This is a genomic window from Pseudomonas sp. R4-34-07 (assembly GCF_003852375.1).
GTDB lineage: Bacteria > Pseudomonadota > Gammaproteobacteria > Pseudomonadales > Pseudomonadaceae > Aquipseudomonas.
This window is the reverse complement of record NZ_CP027760.1, coordinates 5,758,993-5,783,628: the sequence shown is the minus strand read 5'-3', so window position 1 is coordinate 5,783,628 and position 24,636 is coordinate 5,758,993. Positions and strand designations below refer to the sequence as shown.

General features: G+C 64.3%; 19 protein-coding genes and 1 pseudogene. 13 read left to right on the top strand and 7 right to left on the bottom strand.

Annotated elements, in window-relative coordinates; translation table 11 throughout:
• The first annotated feature begins 248 nt into the window (after positions 1–248).
• The 13 genes from tagH to C4J85_RS26725 all read left to right on the top strand — a co-directional run bounded on the left by tagH (position 249) and on the right by C4J85_RS26725 (position 17,734).
• Positions 249–1,577, top strand: coding sequence for a type VI secretion system-associated FHA domain protein TagH (gene tagH / locus C4J85_RS26785; protein WP_124411093.1), 1,329 nt, complete (start codon positions 249–251; stop codon positions 1,575–1,577).
• 56 nt (positions 1,578–1,633) lie between these two features.
• Positions 1,634–2,143, top strand: a complete 510-nt coding sequence (gene tssJ, locus C4J85_RS26780) for a type VI secretion system lipoprotein TssJ (protein ID WP_124364999.1) — start codon at positions 1,634–1,636, stop codon at positions 2,141–2,143.
• Positions 2,144–2,161: 18 nt separating this feature from the next.
• The gene (tssK, locus tag C4J85_RS26775) at positions 2,162–3,496 is read left to right on the top strand and encodes a type VI secretion system baseplate subunit TssK (RefSeq protein WP_124368840.1); all 1,335 of its coding nucleotides are present in this window, start codon (positions 2,162–2,164) and stop codon (positions 3,494–3,496) included.
• Between the two features lie 6 nt (positions 3,497–3,502).
• Positions 3,503–4,792 (top strand): DotU family type VI secretion system protein, encoded by a 1,290-nt coding sequence (locus tag C4J85_RS26770; RefSeq protein WP_124411092.1) that lies wholly within the window; start codon positions 3,503–3,505, stop codon positions 4,790–4,792.
• Positions 4,789–8,289, top strand: coding sequence for a type VI secretion system membrane subunit TssM (gene tssM / locus C4J85_RS26765; protein WP_124411091.1), 3,501 nt, complete (start codon positions 4,789–4,791; stop codon positions 8,287–8,289). The genes C4J85_RS26770 and tssM overlap by 4 nt, the downstream gene beginning before the upstream one ends.
• Entirely contained in the window at positions 8,286–8,939 is a 654-nt protein-coding gene (gene tagF, locus C4J85_RS26760) for a type VI secretion system-associated protein TagF (protein ID WP_124411090.1), read from the top strand. The genes tssM and tagF overlap by 4 nt, the downstream gene beginning before the upstream one ends.
• Positions 8,940–9,659, top strand: coding sequence for a PP2C family serine/threonine-protein phosphatase (locus C4J85_RS26755; RefSeq protein ID WP_124364994.1), 720 nt, complete (start codon positions 8,940–8,942; stop codon positions 9,657–9,659). It abuts the gene before it with no gap.
• Positions 9,656–12,634 carry a serine/threonine-protein kinase gene (locus C4J85_RS26750; protein WP_124411089.1) on the top strand — a complete coding sequence of 993 codons (2,979 nt, stop codon included), beginning with the start codon at positions 9,656–9,658 and terminating at the stop codon, positions 12,632–12,634. Before C4J85_RS26755 ends, C4J85_RS26750 begins: the two co-directional genes overlap by 4 nt.
• Positions 12,634–13,338 (top strand): ABC transporter ATP-binding protein, encoded by a 705-nt coding sequence (locus C4J85_RS26745; protein ID WP_124411088.1) that lies wholly within the window; start codon positions 12,634–12,636, stop codon positions 13,336–13,338. The genes C4J85_RS26750 and C4J85_RS26745 overlap by 1 nt, the downstream gene beginning before the upstream one ends.
• Entirely contained in the window at positions 13,338–14,522 is a 1,185-nt protein-coding gene (locus C4J85_RS26740; protein WP_124411087.1) for an ABC transporter permease, read from the top strand. The genes C4J85_RS26745 and C4J85_RS26740 overlap by 1 nt, the downstream gene beginning before the upstream one ends.
• The gene (locus C4J85_RS26735; RefSeq protein ID WP_124368833.1) at positions 14,515–16,227 is read left to right on the top strand and encodes an SUMF1/EgtB/PvdO family nonheme iron enzyme; all 1,713 of its coding nucleotides are present in this window, start codon (positions 14,515–14,517) and stop codon (positions 16,225–16,227) included. The genes C4J85_RS26740 and C4J85_RS26735 overlap by 8 nt, the downstream gene beginning before the upstream one ends.
• 84 nt (positions 16,228–16,311) lie before the next feature.
• Positions 16,312–17,235: a type VI secretion system-associated lipoprotein TagQ gene (gene tagQ, locus C4J85_RS26730; RefSeq protein WP_124411086.1), complete on the top strand. Its 924-nt coding sequence runs from the start codon at positions 16,312–16,314 to the stop codon at positions 17,233–17,235.
• A gap of 124 nt (positions 17,236–17,359) precedes the next feature.
• Positions 17,360–17,734 (top strand): hypothetical protein, encoded by a 375-nt coding sequence (locus C4J85_RS26725; protein ID WP_032803751.1) that lies wholly within the window; start codon positions 17,360–17,362, stop codon positions 17,732–17,734.
• A 120-nt stretch (positions 17,735–17,854) separates the two neighbouring features.
• Here C4J85_RS26725 and C4J85_RS26720 read toward each other — a convergent pair.
• The 7 genes and pseudogenes from C4J85_RS26720 to exbD all read right to left on the bottom strand — a co-directional run.
• Positions 17,855–18,064, bottom strand: a pseudogene (locus C4J85_RS26720) (histidine kinase); the annotation flags it as partial.
• A gap of 6 nt (positions 18,065–18,070) precedes the next feature.
• Positions 18,071–18,328, bottom strand: coding sequence for a DUF6124 family protein (locus tag C4J85_RS26715; RefSeq protein ID WP_124368831.1), 258 nt, complete (start codon positions 18,326–18,328; stop codon positions 18,071–18,073).
• 495 nt (positions 18,329–18,823) lie between these two features.
• On the bottom strand, positions 18,824–20,224 hold the full coding sequence (locus C4J85_RS26710) for an aminoacyl-tRNA deacylase and HDOD domain-containing protein (protein ID WP_124368829.1): 1,401 nt from the start codon (positions 20,222–20,224) through the stop codon (positions 18,824–18,826).
• A gap of 77 nt (positions 20,225–20,301) precedes the next feature.
• A complete protein-coding gene (recG, locus tag C4J85_RS26705; protein WP_124368828.1) occupies positions 20,302–22,377 on the bottom strand; it encodes an ATP-dependent DNA helicase RecG in 2,076 nt (691 codons plus the stop codon).
• Positions 22,378–22,385: 8 nt separating this feature from the next.
• On the bottom strand, positions 22,386–23,306 hold the full coding sequence (locus tag C4J85_RS26700) for a hydrogen peroxide-inducible genes activator (protein WP_124411085.1): 921 nt from the start codon (positions 23,304–23,306) through the stop codon (positions 22,386–22,388).
• Positions 23,307–23,465: 159 nt separating this feature from the next.
• Positions 23,466–24,212 (bottom strand): energy transducer TonB, encoded by a 747-nt coding sequence (locus C4J85_RS26695; RefSeq protein ID WP_124411084.1) that lies wholly within the window; start codon positions 24,210–24,212, stop codon positions 23,466–23,468.
• A complete protein-coding gene (gene exbD / locus C4J85_RS26690) occupies positions 24,209–24,634 on the bottom strand; it encodes a TonB system transport protein ExbD (RefSeq protein WP_003195519.1) in 426 nt (141 codons plus the stop codon). The genes C4J85_RS26695 and exbD overlap by 4 nt, the downstream gene beginning before the upstream one ends.
• Positions 24,635–24,636 lie beyond the last annotated feature (2 nt).

Genomic DNA, 24,636 nt, shown 5'->3' with positions numbered 1-24,636 from the left:
GTGTAGTACTTATGCCTTGTCAAGGTAAGCTATTCGCCCTCTGTGACAGATGTGCGGTGTTTAACAACCTGCGCGACTGGTGGGTCGAACGGTGCGTCCGCAGAGGATTTTTGTCATGCAAGCCAGATAAGATCAGCGATCATGCTGGCAATTGCAGATTTGGACGGTCGTTCCCACGACCTGGCGGAGTATCCAGGCAAGCGTAGCCCTTGGATCGACCGCGCGCGATGTATCAGCAAGGAGGCAAGATGTCGCTGTGTTTGACTATCACTAGTTATCACAAGATTACCCCTGGGCAGTGCTCCGAAAAGTCCATGAACCAGGGCTCGATGGCGATCGGCCGCAGTTCGGAAAACGACTGGGTATTGCCCGACCCCGAGCGCCTCGTCTCCTCCCAACATTGCGTTATTCAATATAAAGATGGCCGTTATTACCTGACCGATAACAGTACCAACGGCGTGGAGTTGGTTAACGCCGGTATTCGTTTGCGCCGGGGTAACAGCGAGCCGCTGCAGGATGGCGAGCTGATCCGGATCGGCGATTACGAAATCCAGGCGCGTATTGATTTCAACGTGCAGGCCGTCGACAGCCAGCCGTTTGCCGGTGAGTCGCCGAACAGCTTTGAAGCGCTGATGGGCGCAGTGGCGAGCCCGCCCGCGCCGACGCCAATGATCGCGCCGCAGTTCCATGGCGCCTCGTCGATGGAAACCCTGCCGGACCTGTTCGACTTCCTCAGCCCCGCTGCCGTGCCACCGCCCACCGTGGCGGACCACGTGCCGTCCGAACAACACGACTTCCGTGCGCCGGCGCCGGTCGCCGTGCCGGTTGTCGACACACCGGTGGTGCAAGGTTCGGTGATTCCCGAAGACTGGGACCCGTTTGGCGACGCGCCCGCGCCGCTTATCAATGCTGCGCCAGCTCCCGCGCCGATTCCGCCACCGCCGCCCGTGGTTGAGCCTGTTGCGCGCCCTGTCGGCGACGCCCAGCCACAGCCCGACCTGCTGCAAGCCTTCCTGCGCGGTGCCGGCCTCGATCAGCTGCGCCTGGACCAGGCCGCTGCCTGCGCCCAGATGGAAAGCATCGGCCGCAGTTACCGGCTGATGGTCGAAGGCCTGATCGACGTATTGCGTGCCCGCGCCAGCCTCAAGGGCGAATTCCGCATGCAGCAAACCATGATCCGCCCCGCCGAAAACAACCCGTTGAAATTCGCCCCGAATGCCGACGAAGCGTTACTGCTGCTGCTTCGTCACGGCAACCAGGCGTTTATGGCGCCTGATGTCGCGGTACGTGACAGTTTCGACGACCTGCGCACCCACCAATTGGCGGTGATGGCCGGCGTGGAAGCCGCGCTCAAGCATCTGCTGCTGCGCTTTGAACCGGCGCAGTTGGAAGAGCGCATGGGCAAGCCCGCTGGCCTCTCGAGTATTTTCAACGGCTCGCGCCAGGCCCAGTACTGGCAGCAATTCACCGAGCTTTACAACACTATTTCCCGCGAGGCCCAGGAAGATTTCCAGGACCTGTTCGGCCGCGAATTCAGCCGGGCCTACGAAGAACACAGCGCACGACAGCGACGCTGAACCGCGTCGCACTGATGGATAAAACGGATAGCTAAACACGTCATTGAGGACGCAGGATGATTCCCAGGTTTTTACTCGTAGCCGCCACCGCGCTGCTGCTGGCGGCGTGTGCCAAGGACGCGGCCAAACCCGAAGCCGCTGCCGAGGCTGAAGCGGACACCGCTGCCGTCGAATTGCATTTTCACGCGATTGCCGGGCTCAACCCCGGCGCCAATGGCCAGGCCGCCCCTGTACGGGTGCGTATTTTCGAGCTGAAAAACGCCGCCACCTTCGCCCGCTCCGATTACTTCGCCCTGGCTGATCGTGCGCAATCCACCCTTGGCCTGGACCTGCTCGACCAGGACGAAGTGGTGATCCAGCCCGGCCAACAGCTGAGCATCCAGCGCGATCTCGACCCGGCCACGCGCCAGATCGGCCTGCTGGTGGGCTACCGCGAGCTGGACCGTGCGCAATGGCGCACCGTTATCAACGTGCCGCCGCGCCAATACACCGAATATCAGATCAGCCTCGATGTGCGTGCCGTGCGCGCAGACGTCGTGGCTACCCCCGCCAGCCCAGCCCACTAACAAGCAATCGGAGCCCCCATGTCCTGGAACAATCGCGTGGTCTGGTCGGAAGGCATGTTCATCGGAACGCAGCACTTCCAGCAGCATGACCGTTACCTGGAAAACCTGATCGACGCCCGCAGTCGTCCGCTGTCCGCTGGCGCCTGGGGGTTTTCCGAGTTGCTGATCGACCAGGGCCTGCTCGCCCAGGGCAAGCTGGCCATTGTGTCGGCGCGTGGCCTGTTGCCTGACGGCACGCCATTCAATATTCCCCAGGACGACCTGGCGCCGAGCCCGCTGAATATCGACGATAACCTGCGCGACGGCCTGGTGTACCTGGCCCTGCCGCTCAAACGCGCCGGCGCGCGTGACACGGTGGATGCCGGCGAGGCCCTCGAAGCTGCGCGCTACGTGAGCCAGGTGCGTGAAGTGCGCGACGACAACGCGCCCTTCGAAAACCGCGCGCCGGTGGCCGTGGGCTCGCGGGCGTTGCGTTTGCTGACCGCCCAGGACGGCATCAGCGACTACGCCGCCATTGGCCTGGTGCGCATCAAGGAAAAGCGCGCCGACCGCGCACTGGTGCTCGATGACAGCTACATTCCGCCAGTGCTGGACGTGGCCGCGAGCAAACCGCTGAGCGCATTTCGCAGTGAGTTGCTCGGCCTGTTGCACCAACGTGGCGAAGCCCTGGCCGGTCGTGTGGTGGCCTCGGGTGCTGGTGGCGCTTCGGAAATCGCCGACTTCATGCTGCTGCAACTGGTCAACCGCGCCCAGCCGCTGATCCAGCACTTCAGCCAGTTGAGCCCGCTGCACCCGGAACGCCTCTTCAGCGAGCTGGTCAGCCTTGCCGGTGAGTTTTCGACGTTTTCCACCTCCGGCCGGCGCCCCCAGGAATACCCGCACTACCAGCACGACGACCTGGCCCTGAGCTTCGCCCCGGTGATGGCGGCCCTGCGCGAAGCGCTGTCGATGCTGATCGACAGCAAGGCCACGCCGATCCCGATTGTGGAGAAGGCCTACGGCATCCACGTGGCGATGCTGGCCGACAAGACCCTGCTCGACAACGCCAGCTTCATCCTCGTGGTGCGTGCCGATGTGCCCGGCGAAACCCTGCGTGCGCGTTTCGGCCAGCAGAGCAAGGTCGGCTCGGTGGAGCACATCCGCGACCTGGTCAACCTGCAGTTGCCGGGCATTGGCCTGCTGCCGTTGCCGGTGGCGCCACGCCAGTTGCCGTATCACGCGGGCAGCACCTATTACGAGCTGGACCGGGGCAGCGAGCACTGGCAGCAGTTGAGCAATTCCGGCGGTTTCGCCTTCCACATCGCCGGGCAGTTCCCGGGCTTGAACCTGGCCTTCTGGGCGATCCGAGGATAAACCGCGATGCATCCCAATGATGATGACCGCACTCAGTTCATGCCGCGCCCAGGCGGCCGTGCGCCGGAACCTGCGCGTGCGGAGCCGGCGCCCTTGCCGATGCCGGCCGCGCCGATGCTCACCGGCAAAAGCCAGGGCCTGAACCCGCTGGAAAGCGCCGCCGGCCCGCTGCTGGCCTTGCTGACGCGGTTGCGCAACACCATCGCGCACCCGGCGCCGGCCAGCCTGCGCGCGCAGTTGTTGGCCTATCTGCGCCAATTCGAAGAGCGCGCCGAAGCCGCCGGTGTGGCGCGCAACGAAGTGCTGCTGGCCCGTTACGCGCTGTGCACCGCCTTGGATGAAGCCGTGTTGAGCACGCCCTGGGGCAGCACCAGCGATTGGGGCAAACAGAGCTTGCTGATCACCGTACACAACGAAGCCTGGGGCGGCGAAAAGGTCTTCCAGTTACTCGACCACTGCCTGCAAAGCCCACGGGAACGCCTGTACCTGCTGGAGCTGTTGTACCTGTGCATGTGCCTGGGGTTCGAAGGCCGCTACCGCGTGATGACCGACGGGCGCAGCCAGTTGGAAGCCTTGCGCGAGCGCACCGCCGCCGCGATTCGCACTGCGCGTGGCGAGCACGAGCGTGAGCTGTCGCCGCACTGGCGCGGCGTGACCGTGGCCCGCGATCGCCTGGCGCAATTCATGCCGCCGTGGATTGCCGTGGCGATCGGCCTGGCGCTGCTGCTGGCGTTGCTGTTTGGCCTGCGCATGCTGCTGGCGTCGCAGGCTGAACCGGTGTTCAAGAATATCCATGCCCTGGGCGAGATCCCGGTGCAGGCCATCGACCGTCCGGTGGCGCAGCCAAAAGTGATCGAACGACCGCGTCTGGCCGGGTTCCTGGCCGAAGACATCAAGGCCGGCCGCGTGGCCGTGGAAGACAAGGTTGATCGCTCGGTCGTGACAATTCGTGGCGATGAACTGTTTGCATCCGCCAGCTCCAGCATCGTCGATGACTACCAGCCGCTGATGCTGCGTATCGCCGACGCGGTCCGCAAGGTCAAGGGCCAGGTGCGGGTGACCGGCCACAGCGACAACCGTCCGATTGCCACGCTGCGCTTCCCGTCGAACTGGGCGTTGTCCGAAGCGCGGGCCAAGTCGGTACTGGAAATCCTTGCGGCCAAGACCGGCCAGGCCGAGCGCTTCAGCGCCGAAGGCCGCAGCGACACCGAGCCGTTGGCGACCAACAGTACGGCCGAAGGCCGTGCCCGCAATCGTCGGGTTGAAATCACCGTATTGGCGGAGGGCGTCGAGTGAAGGCGTTGTTCAGTTTCATGATTCGCTGGGTGATCCCCGTGCTGGGTTTGATCGCCCTGGGCTTGATCATCTGGTTCGTCGGGCCGTTGCTCGATGTGCTGGTGCCGGAAGGGCGCCGCTGGGCGCTGATCATCCTGGTGTTTGCGCTGTGGATTGCCTATCGCGTGCTGCGCATCATCCAGGCGCGCCGTCAGGCCGCCGAAGTGATGCGCAGCCTGGCCGCAGAAACCCCGGCCGACCCCAACAGCGTGGCCACCGCCGAAGAGCTCAGCACCCTGCGCCAGCGCATGGACGAGGCCTTGGCGCTGCTCAAGAAGGCCAAGCTGGGTGGCGACGAACGCCGCAATCTCTATGAGCTGCCGTGGTACGTGATCATCGGCCCACCGGGTTCGGGCAAGACCACCGCGCTGGTCAATTCCGGGCTGCACTTCCCGTTGGCTGCGCAGTTGGGCGCCGGTGCGGTGCGCGGCGTCGGCGGCACGCGCAACTGCGACTGGTGGTTTACCGACCAGGCCGTTTTGCTCGACACCGCCGGGCGCTACACCACCCAGGACAGCAACTCCACGGTGGATAAGGCCGCCTGGCTGGGCTTTCTCGACCTGTTGAAAAAGCAGCGTTCACGCCGCCCCATCGACGGCGCGTTCATTGCCATCAGCCTCTCGGATCTGCTGCTCGGCACCGACGCCGAACGCGCCGCCCACGCGGCCGCGATTCGCTTGCGTATCCAGGAGCTGTACACCCAGCTGGGGGTGCGTTTCCCGATCTACCTGATGCTGACCAAGCTCGACCTGGTGCCGGGCTTCATGGAGTTCTTCGACAACCTGAGCAAGGAAGACCGCGCCCAGGTGTGGGGCATGACCTTTGCCCTGGACGACGGCAAACACAGCGACAGCCCGCTGGCCCATCTGCAGAGCGAATTCGCCGGCTTGGAGCAACGCCTCAACGAGCGCCTGGTGGAACGCCTGCAACAAGAGCGCGACCCGGCGCGCCGCGACCTGATCTATGGCTTCCCGCAACAGTTCGGTGCGCTGAAAGACTGCCTGCAAAGCTTCCTCGAAGGGGTGTTCAAACCCAACGCCTTCGAAGAGCGTGTGCTGTTGCGCGGCGTGTACTTCACCAGCGGCACCCAGGAAGGCAGCCCGATTGACCGCCTGATCGGTGCCATGGCCCAGAGCATGAACCTGGACCGTCAGCACCTGGCGCGCCAGAGCGGCACCGGGCGCAGTTACTTCATCGAAAAACTGTTCACCGCCGTGGCCTTCGCCGAGCGTGGCCTGGTGGGGGTGAACCCGAAAGTCGAGCGCCGCCGCAAGTGGATCGCCCGGGGTGTGCTGGCCGCCACTGTGGCCACCGTGGTGGTGGTCAGCGGCCTGTGGTGGGTGAGTTATCGCGCCAACCAGGCGTATATCGCCCAGGTCGATCAGAAGGTCGCGCCCCTGGGCCAGGCCGTGCAGAACCTCAGCCCGGCGCAGCGTGAAGTCTTGGCCGTGCTGCCGCTGCTCAACGCGGTGAAGAACCTGGCCGGCGATTCGCCGAGCTGGTCCGAAGGGCTGGGGCTGTACCAGGGCGACATGCTCGAAGCCGAGTCCGCGAGCGTCTACCGCAAGTTGCTGATCGCGGTGTTCGCGCCGCGCCTGGTCACGCGCATCGAAGAACAATTGCATGGCGGCGGCAACTCGGACTTTCTCTACGAAGGCCTCAAGGCCTACCTGATGCTGGCCGACAGCGAGCACTACGACCCGGACTTCATCAAGGCCTGGATCGCCCTCGACTGGGACCGCAACCTGCCACGCGACCTGCCGGCCGATCAGCGCCAGGCGTTGACCGGGCATTTGCAGGCCCTGTTTGACCGTCACCCACCGAATGCGCGCCTTGACCCACGCCTGATCGATGACCTGCGCCGTCAACTGCAACAATTGCCGGTAGCCCAGCGCGTCTACGACCGGGTCAAGCGCCAGAAACTGCCCGACGGCATCCCGGACTTTCGCCTCAACGAAGCGGCCGGCCGCGATGCCGCGCTGGTGTTCAGCCGCAAGAGCGGCAAGCCATTGGGCGAACCGCTGAGCGGGTTTTTCACCGCCAAGGGCTATCGCCAGGGGTTTTTGCTGAGCAGCCTGAACCAGACCGGTACCCTGGCTGAAGAACAATGGGTGCTCGGCCAGGCACAGGCCGATCAACAGAACGTGGTGAGCCTGGCCGCCGATGTGCGCCGCTTGTACTTCCAGGATTACCAGCGCCAATGGGATGCGTTGCTGGCGGACATCGACTTTGTGCCGATCACCAGCGTGGCCCAGGCGGCCGATGTGCTGCGCGTGATCTCGGGGCCGACCTCGCCGCTGAAAAAGCTGCTGGTGGCGGTGGCCAGGGAGACCGACCTGCAAGCCGAAGAGCGCCAATTGGCCGCCAAGGGTGTGCCGGTGGAGGGCGGTGTCGACAAGCTCAAGGAGCGCCTGGGCAGCCTGCTTGGCCAGGAGCAAGCGAGCGCCAATGCGCCTGCGGTTGCGGATGATCCGGTCACCGCGCACTTTGCCGAACTCAACAGCATCGTCAGCAAAAACGAGGGCGAGCCGGCGGCGATCGACGGCCTGCTATCGGACATGAACGCGCTGTATGTGCAGGTCAGCGCCATGGTCGGTGCCAGCGGCGATGCCTTGCTGGGCGAGGCGAAGAACCAGGCGGCAGCGGCGGCCACGCGGGTCAGCCTGAACGCCGAGCGCCAGCCTGCGCTGGTGCAGGGCATGGTCAAGTCGGTGGTCAATTCCACCACCAACAGCATGATGGGTGGGGTGCGCAACCAGCTGAACGCGGCCTGGGTCAGCGAAGTGGTCAACGTGTATCGCCAGTCCCTGGCCGGGCGCTACCCGATGTCGCCAGGCAGTGCGCGGGACGCGACCCTGGATGACTTCGGCCAGTTCTTCGGCGTCGGCGGGGTGATGGATAACTACTTCCGCAAGTACCTGCAGCCCTACGTCGACACCTCGGCCCAGACCTGGCGCTGGCAGCCGGGCGCGGCGCAGAAGCTCGGCATCGCGCCGGGCGTGCTGCAAACCTTCCAGCGCGCGGCGACGATCCGTGACGCGTTCTTCAGATCGGGGGGCACCCAGCCCATCGTGCGCTTCGAACTCAAGCCGGTGTCGATGGACCCGACCATCACCCAGTTCCTGCTTGATCTCGACGGCCAGCAACTGAGCTACGACCACGGCCCGAGCCGGCCGGTGGCGATGCAATGGCCGAACCCCGGCAGCAGTGGCGTGGTGCGTATCTCGATCATGCCGCCAGCGGCCAGCGGACGCTCCGGCGTGACCCTCGACGGCCCCTGGGCCTGGTTCCGCCTGCTGGAACAATCGGACCTGACCGCCGGCAACTCGCCGGACCGCTTCAACCTGCGCCTGCGGGTCGACGGCGCGAGCATTGCCTACGAGCTGCGCGCCAATAGCGCCTTCAACCCGTTCAAGAGCCGTGTGCTCAGCGGCTTCAGCCTGCCGGAGCGGCTATGACCACGCTGGGTTTCTACGGCAAGTTGGCCAGCCGCGGTGATTTCGTCAGCCGCGGCTTGCCCCAGAGTTTTATCGGCCCATGGGACAGCTGGCTGGCGGCAGGCTTGCTCGCCAGCCAAAACAGCCTGGGCGCTGATTGGCTCAACGCTTACCTGGTCAGCCCGCTGTGGCGCTTCGTACTCGCGCCAGGCGTGTGCGGGCCGGACGCGGCGGCGGGTGTGGTGATGCCGAGTATCGATCGGGTCGGGCGTTATTTTCCGCTGGCGGTGGTGGCGGTGCTCGATCACGACACCAACCCCGCCGCCCTGGTGGGCGGGCCGGATGCCTGGTTCGAACAGACCGAAGAGCTGCTGCTCAGCACTCTGGACGCGGGCGCGACGTTCGAAGGGTTCAACGATGGCCTCGACCGCCTGGGCGTGCCGGCGACCGAACCGCGTGCGCTCGACAGCCGTTTCGCCGGCTTGCAACGGGTGGCCGCCAGCGTGCCTCACGGGCGCATGGCGGCGCTCGCCGAACAGGCCTGCGAAGGGGCCAGCCTCTGGTGGGGCCGGGGTTCGCAGCGTATTTCCCCCGGTTTATTACGGTGTCAGGGCTTGCCTGCCGCCAGCGATTTTGCGCAGTTTTTGCTCGGACAAGAAGGTGTGGTGTAGATGGGGGCGACGTATCAATCGGCGAGCAAAAGCCATGTAGGCATGGTGCGCCAGGTCAATGAAGACGCATGCCTGGACCTGCCGCAAAACCGCCTGTGGGTGGTGGCCGATGGCATGGGCGGGCACGCGGCGGGGGATTATGTCAGCAGCCTGATTGTCGACAGCCTGCGCAATGTGCCGGTAGGGCGCTCCCTCGAGGAATACGCGGCGGCCTTGCGCAACGACCTGATCCGCATCAATGCGGCGGTCCGTGAAGAAACCGCCAACCGGGGCGTGACCATGATGGGCAGCACCGTCGTGGTGCTGGCGGCGCGCGGCTTGCGCGGGGTGTGCCTGTGGGCCGGCGACAGCCGCCTGTACCGCCTGCGCGACGGCGAGTTGGAAAGCATCTCCCGCGACCACAGCTACGTGCAGGACCTGCAAGACAGCGGCCTGCTCAGCGAAGCCGATGCCCGTGTGCACCCGCGCGCCAATATCGTGACCCGTGCGGTGGGCGTGGAAGCGCAACTGGACGTGGCGGCGGTCGATCTGCTGATCGCCCCCGGCGACAGTTTCCTGCTGTGCAGCGACGGCCTGACCAAGACCGTCGAGGACCACGAAATCCGTGAGGTCCTCGGCCACGACGCGCCGGATGAAATCGTGCGCAGCCTGGTGCACCTGGGGCTCAATCGCGGCGCACCGGACAACATCACCACCATCGTCGTGAAGGTCTCGCCATGAACATCGTCATCCCGGGCTATGACATCGAGGGCGAGATCGGCGAAGGCGCCATGGCCAACGTGTACCTGGCGACCCAGCGCTCGCTGGAGCGCAAGGTAGCATTGAAGGTGATGGCGGCAGCGCTGGCGGCCGACCCGAGCTTCTGCGAGCGCTTCCTGCGCGAAGGCAAGACCCTGGCGCGCTTGTCGCACCCGCACACGGTGACCATCCATGACATCGGCAATGTCGATGAGCTGTACTACATGGCCATGGAATACCTGCCCAACGGCACGCTCAAGGAGCGCATCGCCGCCGGGCTGACCCCGGAGCAGGGCGTGACGCTGATCCGCCAGATCGCCTCGGCGCTGGGTTATGCCCATGCCCAGGGCCTGGTGCACCGCGACGTGAAGCCGGCGAACATTCTGTTCCGCGCCGATGGCACGGCGGTGTTGTCGGACTTCGGCATCGCCAAGTCCCTGGACGACCGCACCCAATTCACCCAGGCCGGCTTTGCCGTGGGCACGCCCAGCTACATGAGCCCGGAACAGGCACGCGGCCAGGAGATCGACGGGCGCGCCGACCTGTATGCGCTGGGCGTGGTGCTCTATGAGATTCTGGTCGGCGAGCTGCCTTACCGTGGAACCGATGCGCTTTCCACGGCCCTCGCACACCTGACTGAGCCGTTGCCGGAATTGCCGGTGCATCACGGCCGTTACCAGGAGGTGCTGCGCAAGTTGTTGGCCAAGGACCCGGCGGAGCGTTTCGCGGATGCCGATGCATTACTGCGGGCCCTGGACAACCTACCGGCGGAGTCGCCGGAGGCCACCTTGGTGCGGCCGCTGCCGATTCCACTGAGTTTTGACCTGGCGGGCATGACGCCTGTCACCGTCGACATACCCACCGACAAACCACAGCCGCAGCCGATAGTGCGCCAACCGGTCGTGACGCCAACGCAGCACAATGCCCAGTCCGAACAGCACCGTGGGCCGGTGTTGGCATTGGCCGCCGTGGCGGTTGCGGTGGCACTGGCCATTGGTGGTGCCAGCTATCGGTGGTTGAGCAGTAGCGATGAGCCTGCCCAACCACCGGCTGCCGTAGTTCCCAAGGTGACGCCGCCCGCAGCCGTCGCTGAAGTGGACGGTGGTCAACGTCCGTTGCTGATGGCGGGCAAGAAAACCCTGTTCCAGCGCGTGCTCAGCAAGCCCGGCGCCAAGCTTTCAGCGGACGCCGGCAGCGCGCCGGGCAAGGCGCTGCCGGCGTTTTCCGTGCTCTATGTGTACCAGCGCAAAGATATCGACGGCAGCCCTTGGGTGCGTGTCGGCGCCGCTACCGACGGACGCAGCGACGGTTGGTTGCCGGCCTCCCAAGTCAGTGACTGGAAGCAAAGCCTGGTGCTCAAATTCACCGAGCGCTCAGGCCGTGCCCCGGTGATGTTCCTGCGCCAGTCCGCTGAGGTGGAGAAACTGCTGGCCGATCCGGCTGCGGCGAAAACGGTGTTGGCCAAGGCGCAGAACAACCGCGAAGACAATCAACAAGTGCTGGCCCTGGAACCCACTGCCAGCGCGGTACCGCAGAACCAGTTCTACTTGTTGCCGATCTTCGATGCTAAAGAGAGCTTCGACGAAAACGGCCAGCCTGTGCAGTTGCTCAATGTGGCCTCTATCGATCCTGGCAGCAGCGCGATCGCCAAGCCGGCGACGCCTGTGACCAGTGCCAATGCCGACGCCTTCCGCACGGCGGTGGTGCTGGTGGTCGATACCACCGTGTCGATGCAGCCGTATATCGATCAAGTGCGCGACGTAGTACACGAGCTGCAAACCCGTATTGCCGAGCGCGGCGAGCTGGACAGCGTCAGCTTCGGGCTGGTGGGCTTTCGCAACAGCATCAAGAAAACCCCCGGCCTGGAATACGTGGCCAAGACCCTGATCACCCTCGACCAGGGCCGCGATCCGCAACGCTTTCTCGACATGGCGCGGCAGGTCAAGGCCTCGACGGTGTCCAGCCATTCGTTCAACGAAGACGCGTTTGCCGGGGTGATGCAGGCTGTGGACGGCATGGATTGGTCCGGCTACGGCGGGCGCATCATCCTGCTGGTCTCCGATGCCGGTGCGTTGCGCAAGAACGACCCGTTCGCCGCCACCCAGATGAACGAAGCCGAAGTGCGCCAGGCGGCGCTGGGCAAGCAGATCAAGATCTACGCGCTGCATCTGCGCACCGACGCCGGCAAGAAAACCCATGCCGGCGCCGAAAGCCAGTACCGCATCCTGACCGCCGACGCCAACCCACGAATCGGCGACCTGTACACGCCGGTGCCCGGTGGTGACGTGCACAAGCTCGGTGAGCGCGTCGACGAGATTGGCACGGTGTTCGCCAACCTCGTGCATCAGGTGCGCAGCAACACGCCGCAGCCGGTGCCGCTGCTCAGTGCCACGCCGAGCCTGGCGGATAAATCCGCCGCGGTCGGTTATGCGATGCACATGGATTTCCTTGGTCGCAAAACCGCGAGCCAGGCGCCCCAGCTGGTCAGCGCCTGGACTGCCGACCGCGACCTGACCAACCCGGCGCTGCCGGCGTTCCAGGTGTGCGTGATGCTGACCAAGCTGCAATTGAACGACCTGCAGCAGTCGCTGAAACTGATCGTCGATGCGGCGCGCAAAACCCAAAGCTCACCCAAGGACTTCTTCCAGGAAATCGCCAGCGCGTCGGCCTATATGAGCCGCGACCCGCAAGCCCTGCGCAAGGGCGGCAACCTGGCCGACGGCGGCCTGCTGGGCGAATACCTGGAAGGCCTGCCGTATCGCAGCAAGTCGTTGAACATGACCCAGGACCTGTGGTTGTCGTTGAGCGTGGCCGAGCAGGAAGACTTTATCGACGAGCTGGATTCGAAAATCCGCCTCTACGAGACCTTCCACAATGACCTGGCCAATTGGGTGCGTTTCGGCGATGCCGAACCGGGCGATGCGTTGTACCGCGTGCCGTTGTCGACGTTGCCGTGATGCTGAGCCTGAACGCGGTGCACAAGAGCCGGGGCGTCGGCAGCCAGCGCTATAGCCTGGTGATTCCGGCGCTGCAACTGCGCGCAGGTGAACAACTGGCGATTGTCGGGCCCAGCGGCTGCGGCAAGAGCACCTTGCTGGATATGTTGGCGCTGGTGTTGGCGCCGGATCGGATCGGCCAGTTTGAGTTCAACCAGTTCGACATCGGCGGGCTTTGGCGCGCAGACAGCCAAACCGCCTTGGCCCAGTTGCGCAGCCGGCATTTGGGCTATGTGCTGCAGACCGGCGGGCTGCTGGGGTTCCTCGATGTGCGCGGCAATATCGCCTTGTCCCGCCAGTTGCTGGGGTTAAAGGACGACGGCAGCGTGGCGCGCCTGGCCGAGCAGCTGGAAATCAGTGACCAGTTGGACAAGCGTCCGGCCGCGTTGTCGGTGGGCCAGCGCCAGCGCGTGAGCTGTGCCCGCGCCTTGGCCCATGCGCCGCAATTGGTGCTGGCCGATGAGCCGACCGCATCCCTCGACCCGCTCAATGCCGAGCGCGTGATGCAGGCGCTGCTGGCCCAGGCCCGTGAACACCGCGCCGCCTGCGTGATCGCCACCCATGATGAACCCTTGGCCCGCGCCAGTGGCTTGCAAGTGCGCCGCATCGGTTGCCGTCGCGATGCGGACGGTGGCGTCACGGCGACGCTTGGGGAGGCGTGCTGATGCGCATCGGCCTGGTCTCGTCGCTCGCCTGGCAGGACTACCGCAACGATGCGTGGCTGTCGGCCTGTTCGGTGCTGGCGCTGGTGGCGGTCATCGCGCCATTGTTGGTGTTATTTGGCCTGAAGTTTGGACTGGTTAGCAGTTTGACCCAACGCTTGGAGACCGACCCCGCCACCCGTGAAATTATTCCGTTGGGCGGCGGTCGATTCAGCAGCGCCCTCGTCGAGCAGCTTGCCCAGCGTAGTGATGTGGCGTTTGCCATCCCGCGTACGCGGCAGATTGCGGCGACCGCGCAGGTGGGCACCGTGGTAGTGGAGATGCTGCCGACCGCTGCGGGCGACCCGTTGTTGGCTGGCTTGCCGATGCCGAAGGGCCTGGACCAGATCGTGCTCAGCCATACCGCCGCCGAAAAGCTCGCGGCGCGGCCTGGCGACTGGCTGGAGCCCCGCTTTGCGCGGCAACTGGCAGGGCGCGTCGAGGCGCAGCGCACGCGGGTGCAGGTGCTGGCGGTATTGCCGTTGGAAGCCTTTGCCCGTGACGGGTTGTTTGCTGACCTGGCGTTGCTGGAGGCGGTGGAAGATTATCGCGATGGCCGCGCTGTGCCGGCGTTGCAATGGGAAGGTGAGGCGGCGGGTGTGGGCGAGCAGCGGGTGTACCCGGCGTTTCGTTTGTATGCGCGCACGCTCAGCGATGTGGAACGGCTGCGGCTGTATTTCGCCGGGCAGAACGTGCTGGTGTCGACCCAGGCGCAAACCATCGCCCAGGTGCAGTCGTTGAGTCGCAACCTGTCGCTCGTATTCTGGATCATCTGCGGGTTGGCGTTGGCCGGTGCGTTTGCGGCGACCTTCGCCGGGGCGTTGGCGGCGGTGGCGCGCAAGCGCCGGGAGTTGTCGGTGTTGCGCCTGCTGGGCTTTTCCACCGCTGCGCTGTTGCTGTTCGTCGTGATGCAGGCGCTGTACAGCGCAAGTTTTGCCGTCGTACTCAGTGCCGGGCTGTATAGCCTGGCCGAGGCGGGTTTGAATCGATTATTCGTGCAGGTCCCGGGCGAATACGCCAGCCATCTGTTGGCGCGTCACTACGGCTTGGCCCTGGCGGCTGTGCTCGGCGTCAGCGCCGTGGCGGCGGCATGTGCCGGTTGGCGAGTGGCGCGTATCCAGGCTTCTGAAGGAATCAGAGATGTTTAAGTTACTGGGCGCCTGTGTGGCGCTGAGCCTGGCCTCGCTGGCCTGGGCCGATGAGGCAAGCGACAAGCTCGACAACCCCAAGCCGTTGCCGGACGACGTGAGCCTGCCGCTGCCATGCGAAGGCAATATGGTGTTCCGCTACGCCTATGTGCTGGCCCAGGGCACCCTGGACGACCGTGAGGTGAGCCTCGGCTATCCCTTTGCCGAAGGCGAGGCGGGCTACCAGCAATCGTTTATCTCCGGTTACCGGCGCGACTTCATCAACGGCCAGTTCACCCTCAAGGACCTGCCCAAGGACTGGAACACCGTCATCGCGCCGCTGATGCCGAAGACCGACGCCAAGACCCCGCTCAAGCCCATGCTGTACTTCATCGGCAAGTACGAAGTGACCGCCCGCCAGTACGCCCAGGTGATGTCCCAGGCGCAGTCGCTGGCCAGCGGCGAGCCGGCGCCGGCCTGTGATGCGCCTGAGGGTATGGCCGGGCGCTTGCCCAAAGTGAAACTGTCGCGCTTTGAAGCCGAGCGCTTCTCGGCGGTGTACAGCGCCTGGCTGATGAAATACCACCGCGAGTTGCTGCCGGTGAGTGGGCGCGGGGCCTCGGCCGAAGACGGCGGCCTGGGCTTTGTGCGCTTGCCCACCGAAGTGGAATGGGAATTCGCCGCGCGCGGTGGCCAGGCAGTGAGTCGCCAGGACTTGGAAGGCCGCCTGTTTCCGCGCCGCGTCGAGGGCAGTGAGAACGACGGGCCACTGAGCGATTACGCGGTGTTCAACCAGGTCGCCGGCGGCACCGGCCAGGCGGCACGGCTGATGCCTATCGGCACCAAGCTGCCCAACCCGATCGGGATGTTCGATGTGATCGGCAACGCTGCGGAAATGGTCCAGGAATCCTTCCAACTGGTGCACGCCGGGCGCCGCCAGGGCACCTATGGCGGCTTCGTGGTCAAGGGCGGCAATTACCTGGAAGGCGAAGGCACCTTGTTCACCGGCATGCGCCGCGAGTACCCGCTGTTTGCCGCCGATGGCACCGAGCAAAGCAACGAGACCACCGGGTTTCGCGTGGCGATTGGCGCGCTGTCGGCGCCGCGCTCGCGCTACAAGGAGCTGTTTGCGCAGTGGCAGAAAGAAGGCCGCCTGGCGTCGCTGACCGACGCCATCGACGACGCCCAGGACCCGACCAAGCGCCTGGACAGCATCATCGCCGCCAGCGTCGACCCCAAGCTGCAAGCCGAACTGGGGCTGGTCAACGAAGAGCTCAAGCGCAACGTTTCGCTGATCGCCCAGCAGCGCGAGGAAGCGGCAGGCAACCTGATTCAGTCCGCCGCGTTGGTGGCCGAGACCATCAGCAACTACAACATCCGCCTGGCCAACCTGCAGAAGAGTCGCCAGCAGGCCGTGGATAACAAAGACCAGGCCAGCGCGCAGCTGTTCGACATGGCCATCGCCAATGGGCGCAGCGCGCTGGACGGCGCCGTGGCGATCTACATCGACAACCTGGCCACCGGCACGCGCTACACCGATGCGGTGATCCAGGCCCAGTTTCAACGAATCAAGGAAGAGTTGGATCGCAAGCCGGTGCTCGGCAAGAGCCTGGTGACGCGCGCGACACTGTTCGTTCGCCATGTCGGCAACTACCGCAAGCAACAGCGGGCCGACCCGGCGACGATCTTGAAGGAATTGCTCGCAGCGAGCGGTCAGCGGTCTTGATCGTTGGCTGTCTAGCGAGCTTGGAAGGGACTCAGGCGGCGGTGGGCCGTGCTGGGCAAGTCAAACTTAATAGAGATCACACCTATGCTTTTTTCCCGTAAGTCGGTTTCCAAGCGTCACCTGCTGCTGATTGCGGCCGGTTTCAGCACCGTGTTGACCGGTTGCGCAACGTCGCCTGCGTCCAAGGTCGCGTCGAGCACCAAGGTTGAGTACTACCCCAACTGCTACGAGCCGGTGCAGCACCTGCGTGCTACCGATTCGAACATGACCAAGTCGGTGGTGACCGGCGCAGCCATCGGCGCGGCCGGCGGTGCCTTGCTGGGCGCCCTGACCGGCGACAAGGAAAAGCGCGGCCGTAACGCCGCTATCGGCGCAGCGGGCGGCGCCCTGGCGGGTGGCGCGGCGGGCTACTACACCGAGCGTCAGAAGCAGATCAGCGATGACAACCAGCGCATCGCTTCCTACTCCACCGACTTCAACAAAAGCGCCTCGGACATCGACCGCAGCACCGCCTATGCCAAGGCCTCGCAACAGTGCTACCAGAGCGCATTCACCAAGCTGGTCGCAGACCGCAAGGCCAAGACCGTCAACGACACCGAAGGCCGCAAGCGCCTGGCGGAAATCGTTGCGGGCCTGAAGGAATCCAATGACCTGATCGTTGCAGTCAACGGCAAAGCCAGCGAAGACCTCAGCAACTACACCCAGGCCTATGAGAAAGACCTGCAGCAGGTTGGCGTGCAGCGTAGCGACGTGGTGACCGTGGCCACCGCCGACACCACGCCTGTGGTCACTCCGGCCAAAGGCAAGAAAGCCGTGAAGCCGGCCAAGAAACCCGTGCTCCCGACCGTGCCGAAAGAAGCGGTGACCACCGAGAAGAGCATCCAGACCGTTCAGGCCAAGCAGGCTGAAAGCAAGCAGGTCGCCACCGCCGGCAAGACTCAGCTCGAAGGCAGCTGCCGCGATCCAAACCTGGCCGATTGGGCGCCGGTGCCTTGCCCTAACGTTTAAGTAACCTGTTGCTATAAGCGTTAAACGTCAACCGATCTCCCGCTAAAGCGCGAGATCGGTGGCGTTCTGTTAGCAAATCGTTACACTGCTGCGGCCACTCAATAATTACACCGAGGCCGTGTGCATGAAATTTCGTCTTCTCCTGTGGGTGCTGGGCCTGATGATGGGCAAAGCCAGCCGCACCAACCCCGCCTTCCAGCAGCAGCTAGGTGACAAAGACCTGGCCTTCCAGTTGCAGACCCTCGACGGCAAGGTTGCCCGTCACTTCATCGTCAAAGACCAGCGCATCACCAGCCGCTCGGGTGTACACCCTGAGCCTGCCTTTGCGATTGCCTTCAAAGACGCCGCCTACGGCTTCGCCACGATGCAGGCGAAGAACAAGCAACTGGCGTTCATGACGGGGATTCAGGACAAGTCGATCCAGATCAAGGGCAACCCGGCGCTGGTGATCTGGTTTCAGGGGTTGACCAAGTATTTGAAGCCGAAGAAAAAGAAGTAGGCGTGATCGTTCCCACGCTCTGCGTGGGAATGCCGCTTTGGACGCTCCGCGTCCGCTCTTAAGTGGTGACGCGGAGCGTCATGGGATGCATTCCCACGCGGAGCGTGGGAATGATCAGGTTCAGTGCTGGCTGAACTGCGACGCCAATTCCCGCAACAACACCTCGGCATCCAGCACCTTGCCAACCACGTCTTCAGCCTTTTCCCGGCTCAAGCCCAGGCGCTCGAGCAGTGCATCCGGGATGGTTTCATCCGGCCCGGAACCGATCCCCCGGCTGCGCAACAGGCGCACGGCCAGGCACACCAGGTTCGGGTGTTCGGCGTACTGCCCGACATCTCATGGGTTTACTTGCCCCGAGACAGTGAGTACTCGATCAGCCAGCAACTGTGCCAGTTCGATTAACTGCGTAACGCCCAGCAGTTCCTCTCGTTTCGGTCCTTCAAGGTCAAAGGCCAGGTCGCAACTCAGCGCATTGGCCGAGGCCAGTGTTTCGCTGAGGTTGACCAGTAGGTCTTGCGTGGGGATGCCGTCTTTCACGGTGAATAGCACGCTGGGTGCTGGATCGATTGGGGGATTTGGGGTGGGTTTGATCATGGTGAAACTCCGGAGATATTAAAGGAGCTGCCATTGATCGCCGCGACGCGATGGGGGTGGCAGCTGTACGCAGGTTCGCGGACCGACTCTCCAGAACATCGGCATACCCGAAGGTATCCCGCGCACAGCCGCCATAGCGCCGCACAGTAGACGACAAAAAAGCGCTAACTGAAAGGACACGATGACGCTTTTGCGTCTGAAGAAATACGGGCCGCGACGCCCGACCGCTGATTGTGCAACGGTGCACTGAGACTAGAGATTGAGTGTCCTAGCGGCAACCTCAACGCCTTGTAAGACGTTTCTGTTTCTAGCCGAACGGACAGTTGTTTGGCTTTGCGCCAGCCAAGCCGAAGAAAAAGAAGTAAGCGTTCAGTTAAACCGAGGTGGATTCATCGGGGGCAAGCCCCCTCCCACATTCGACCGCATTCCACAGCTGGAACTCGGTTAAGTGTGGGAGGGGGCTTGCCCCCGATAGCGGTGTGACTGTCGACAGATTCAGTGCTGGCTGAACTGCGAGGCTAGTTCGCGCAACAACACTTCGGCATCCAGCACCTTGCCGACTACGTCTTCAGCCTTTTCCCGGCTCAAGCCCAGACGCTCAAGCAGTGCATCCGGGATGGTTTCATCCGGCCCGGAACCGATTCCTCGGCTGCGCAACAGGCGCACGGCCAGGCACACCAGGTTCGGGTATTCGGCGTACTGCCCGTCATAGCTCGGGTCATGCTGGAAGCGCAGGGCGGTGGACAGTTCGTCCGGCATGTCCCAGTAACGCATCAGCCAGGCGCCGATCTGCTCGCGGCTGATGCCCAGCAGGTGTTGTTCCACGTAGCTGTGGCACAGGTGCGGGTTGACCTCCAGGTGGCGGCAGATCAGCGAAAAGTGCGGCGGGAACACATGCGCCAGCAGCAGGTAACCGAAGTTGTGCAGCAACCCTGCCAAGTAGGTCAGGCCGGCTTCCGGGCGCTGGGCGCGGGGCATGGCGCGGGTCAGGCCTTCGATCACGGCGGCGGTGTAGATCGACTGGTGCCAGTACGGCGTGGACGGATGCGGGCGGTCCTTGGGCAGGCTCAGGGTTTTACCCAGGGCCAGGCCCAGCGCCAGATTGATCACCAGATCGAAGCCCAGCACGCGCACGATGGCGTCTTCCACCGAGCGGATCTTGCCCGGCGAAGCGTAGTAGGGCGACGCCGCCCAGCTCACCACCTGTGCGGCCAGGGCCGGGTCGGTTTCCACCACGCCGGTGATGTCGTCGATGGTGGCGTTGGGGTCGACGCGCAGCTTGATGATCTTCTGCGCGGTGTCGGCCAGTGGCGGAATCTCGATGGTCGCTTCCAGGCGTTGCTGAATACGGCGGGCAGTGAATGCCTGCATCGCCTGGGTGATTTCCTCACGGTCATCATTGGGGCGGTCGAGGTTGGGGCGAATGTTGCTCAGGGGCTCGCCGAACTGAGCCGCACTGGCCTTGGTCAGCATGGTCTTGAAGTGCTCGCTGGCGATTTCCAGCAGCAACCCGGCTTCACCCGAATGCACCAATAGACTCGGCTCGTTGAGCAGGCTGCCTTCATACAGGCACGGCGAACTGGTGAGTGGCGGCAGGCCCGGCAGCAGGTTCAGCTCATGCTTGCCCAGCATGCGCTCGACGCGCTCCGGCGCCACGGCGGTGAGGCGGCGACCGGTGAGCTCGGTAAGGCGGTTGAGGTCGAGCAACTGGCTCTGGGGGAACAGCACCATGAGCGCGCCGACGGCATCTTCGAGCAGTACCGCCTGGACCTTTCGCGCAGGGTTCAGGCCCGTCTGTTCGGCGACTTCCGTGTAGGGGATGGCGAGCTTTGCGAGCAACGCCCGAATGACCGGCGGGGCGGTCAGTGGGGCGGTAGCGAGGGCAACTTCTGACATGGCCTGATCCAATTTTTTTCATTCATTGGAGTATAACCAGCTTGGTAGAGGTGTAGGTCGGATAAGTGAGTCGGCTGTCACACTTGGCCGTATTGCTGCCCGTGCCGCAGCCAGCGGTTGAGCAGCGGGCTGACATGCTCAGGCCAGCGTTCCAGCAGCGCTTGCGCCGCATCGCGCACTGCGGGCAACAGGTCGGCGTCGCGCATCAGGTCGGCGACCTTGAATTGCAGCAGACCGGTTTGGCGGGTACCGAGCATTTCTCCCGGGCCGCGCAGCTCGAGGTCTTTTTCGGCGATGACAAAGCCGTCGTTGGTTTCGCGCATGATGCCCAGCCGCTGGCGGCCGATCTGCGACAGCGGCGGGTGATACAGCAGCACGCAATGGCTGGCGGCGCTGCCTCGGCCGACGCGGCCGCGCAACTGGTGCAGTTGGGCCAGGCCCAGGCGTTCGGGGTTTTCAATGATCATCAGGCTGGCGTTGGGCACGTCCACGCCGACCTCGATCACAGTAGTGGCCACGAGCAGTTGCAGGTTACCGGCCTTGAACTCAGCCATCACTGCGGCTTTTTCGGCAGGTTTCATACGGCCGTGGATCAGCCCGACCTTGAGCTCGCCCAGGGCACTGGTGAGGTCTTCATAGGTGGTTTCGGCGGCCTGGCAGGTCAGCTCCTCGGACTCTTCGATCAGCGTACACACCCAGTAAGCCTGGCGGCCTTCGGCGCAGGCGCCGCGCACGCGTTCGATCACTTCGACGCGGCGCGTGTCGGTGACCAGCACGGTGTTGACCGGCGTACGGCCGGGCGGCAGTTCGTCGAGGATCGAGGTGTCGAGGTCGGCGTAGGCACTCATGGCCAGGGTGCGCGGGATGGGCGTGGCGGTCATGATCAACTGGTGCGGGTTCATGCGCCCACCCACGCCTTTCTGGCGCAGGGCCAGGCGCTGTTGCACGCCGAATCGGTGCTGTTCGTCGATGATCACCAGGGCCAGGTTCTTGAACTGCACTTCGTCCTGGAACAGCGCATGGGTGCCCACCACCATCGGTGCGCCGCCGGCAATCTGCTCCAGCGCCGCTGCGCGCGTCTTGCCCTTGAGCTTGCCGGCCAGCCACGCGACTTCCAGGCCCAGCGGCTCGAGCCAGCGTTTGAAGGTGATGAAGTGTTGCTCAGCGAGAATTTCCGTGGGCGCCATCAACGCGACCTGGTAACCGGCTTCCAGGGCCTGCAAGGCGGCGAGGGCGGCGACCACGGTCTTGCCCGCGCCCACATCGCCCTGGATCAGGCGCAGCATCGGTTCCTGCTGGCTGAGGTCGTAGGCGATTTCGTTGCCGACGCGTTGCTGCGCGCCGGTCGGTGCGAAGCCCAGGTTGGCCAGGTATTGCGCGGGCAGGCGCGTGGCTTTGGGCATCGCCGGTGCGCGCAGCGAGCGCATGCTTTCGCGCAGGCGCTGCTGGGACAGTTGATGGGTCAGCAGTTCTTCGAAGGCCAGGCGATGCTGCGCCCAGTGATGGCCGAGGGCGAGTTCGTCCACATCGGCGTCGGCCGGTGGGTGATGCAGGTAGCGAATCGCATCCGCCAGAGGCGCCAGCTGATAATCGCGGGCCAGCTCCAGCGGCAACCAGTCGGGCAGGCTTTGCGGCCCGAGCATCGTCAGGGTCTGCATGCACAACTGGCGCAGGCGTTGCTGGGTGAGGCCTTCGGTCAGCGGGTAGATCGGCGTGAGGGTGGTGTCCACCGGCGGCGGTTCATCGCCGGTAATGGCGCGGTACTCCGGGTGGTAGATCTCCAGGCCCGAGGCCCCCGGACGCGCTTCGCCGTAGCAGCGCACGCGGGTGCCGCGCTTGAGGCCTTCTTTCTGCGCATTGCTGAAATGGTAGAAGCGCAGGCTCAGGCCACCGGTGCCGTCCTGCAGGCGCACCACCAGGCTGCGGCGCTTGCCCATCACCACGTCGGCGCCGCTGACGGTGCCTTCGATCACCGCGTCCTGGCCGGGACGCAAGTGGCCGATGGGCACGACGCGGGTGCGATCCTGATAGCGCAGCGGCAGGTGGAACAGCACGTCCTGAAGGTTTTCCAGGCCGACCTTGGCGAGTTTCTCGGCCATGGCCTCACCGACACCCTTGAGTGCCGTCACCGGCACCTGCGACAGCTCAGTCATACCGTTACTCAGCTCGCAGCAGACGGTTTGGCCACCGAGCACAGGCGGATCGAGTCGGCGAGGATCTCGATGGCTTTTGGCCGTGGAAAGCTGGCGCGCCAGGCGATTGCCACGGTACGGAAGGGCACCGGCGGCGTAAGTGGGCGCACTTCGATTACGCCGGGGGCGTAGTGATGGCTGTCTACCGCCGACAACGGCAGGATCGAAATACCCAGGCCGGACGCGACCATGTGGCGAATGGTCTCCAGGGAGCTGGATTCCACCGTGGTGTGCTTGGCGCCGTCGGTGCCTTTGGTCAGGGTCGGGCAGGCTTCCAGCACCTGGTCGCGGAAACAGTGGCCTTCGCCGAGCAGCAGCAGGCTCTTGTCATTGAGCAGGCCGGCGTCGATGGTTTCCTTCTGCGTCCATGGGTGCGAGGCGGGCATCAGTACGTAGAACGGCTCATCGTAGAGCGGCAGGGTCAGCACGTCCGCCTCGTTGAACGGCAAGGCGATGATGATCGCGTCCAACTCGCCGTTGCGCAGTTTGTCGCGCAGCACGTGGGTGAAGTTTTCTTCGATATACAGCGGCATCTGCGGCGCGACGCGGTGCAGTTGCGGGATCAGATGGGGGAACAGGTACGGGCCGACGGTGTAGATGGCGCCGACCTTGAGCGGTGCGGTCAGCTGGTTCTTGCCGGCTTGGGCCAGCTCGCGAATGCTTTGCGCTTGTTCCAGCACCTTCTGGGCCTGGGCAACGATGCCTTCGCCCACCGGGGTGAGGCGCACGGCGCTCTTGCTGCGCTCGAAAATCAGCACACCGAGTTCGTCTTCAAGCTTTTTCACGCCCACCGACAGCGTCGGCTGGCTGACGTGGCAACGCTCGGCCGCGTGGCCGAAGTGCTGTTCTTGGGCGAGGGTCACGATGTAGCGTAATTCTGTAAGAGTCATAGCGGGCGTCCATGAGGTTGCGGGCCAAGCATACCGGCTGCAATCGATAGACGCACGTTATCAGAACTTTGCTGGGGATTGAGCGAGGACTGTCGGTAATTTTGCTGATTCGCTGCCGCTGAATGTGGAAGGGAGCCAGCCCCCTTCCACATTGCCCTGCTAGCGGCGACGTTTATCGATGTTGTAAACGAACGGTGCGACGAGCTCCACACTGCCGTTTTTCAACAGGTCGGCCGGTGGTTTGGGCAGGGGTTGAGCCTTGCGGATCATCTCCAGCGTGGCGCGGTCCAGGTCGGCGTTGCCGGAGCGGCCCTCCAACTCGTAGGACAGCACATTGCCTTCGCCGTCGACCACGAAGCGCAAGCGGTTCATGCCTTCCTTGCCACGTTGCTGGGCGCCCGGCGGGTACTTCTTGTACTTCTGCAGGTGCGCCAGCAGGGTGCTTTGCCAGGAGGCCTGGGCGGCAAGCTGTTGCGCCGACGGGCCGGGAGCGGGCTGGGCGGATTTCTGCGCAGGCGCGTTGCTCGGCGGCGTGTCGCTCGGTGGCTCCTCGGAAGGTTTCTCCTTGGGCGGCTCGGGCTTTTTCTCCACCGGCTTGGGCGGTTGTGGCTTGGGTTTGGGCTTGACCGGCTTAGGCACCTGGATCGTCGGCTTGGGCGCCTCTGCCAACTTCGGCAGCGGCAGCTCTTCGACCGGTGGTGGCGGTGGCGCAACGACCTTGGGCGGTGCAGGCGGCGGCGGTGGCGCCGGCAGGGGCGCCAGGTCGATGACCATCGCGGCCGGAGGCAACGGGATCGCCTGCGGCGCGGACCATTTAAGCGCGATGATGATCGCGACGGCATGCACGCCCAGCACGACTGCGAGGCTGGTGCCATAACGCGTCAGTTTGTGGCGCGTCGTGATCATTTCTTGGCTGCCGTCTCAAGTCCGACCAGGCCTACCTTGAGGTAGCCGGCTGCCCGCAAGGCGTCCATCACGCTCATCAGGTCGCCGTAATCCACGCCCTTGTCGGCCTGGAAGAAGATGGTCGTGTCTTTCTTGCCTTGGGTCTTGGCATCGAGCACCGGCCCCAGGGTTTCAGCCTTGACTTCTTCTTCGCCCAGGAACAGGCGCTGGTCGGCCTTCACGCTGAGAAAAATCGGCTTCTCCGGGCGTGGCGCCGGCTTGGCGCTGGACGCGGGAAGGTCAACCTTGATGTCCACGGTAGCCAACGGTGCTGCCACCATGAAGATGATCAGCAGCACCAGCATCACGTCGATAAACGGCGTGACGTTGATTTCGTGGTTCTCGACGAGCTCGTCGTCGCCTTGATTCAAATGCAGGCCCATGG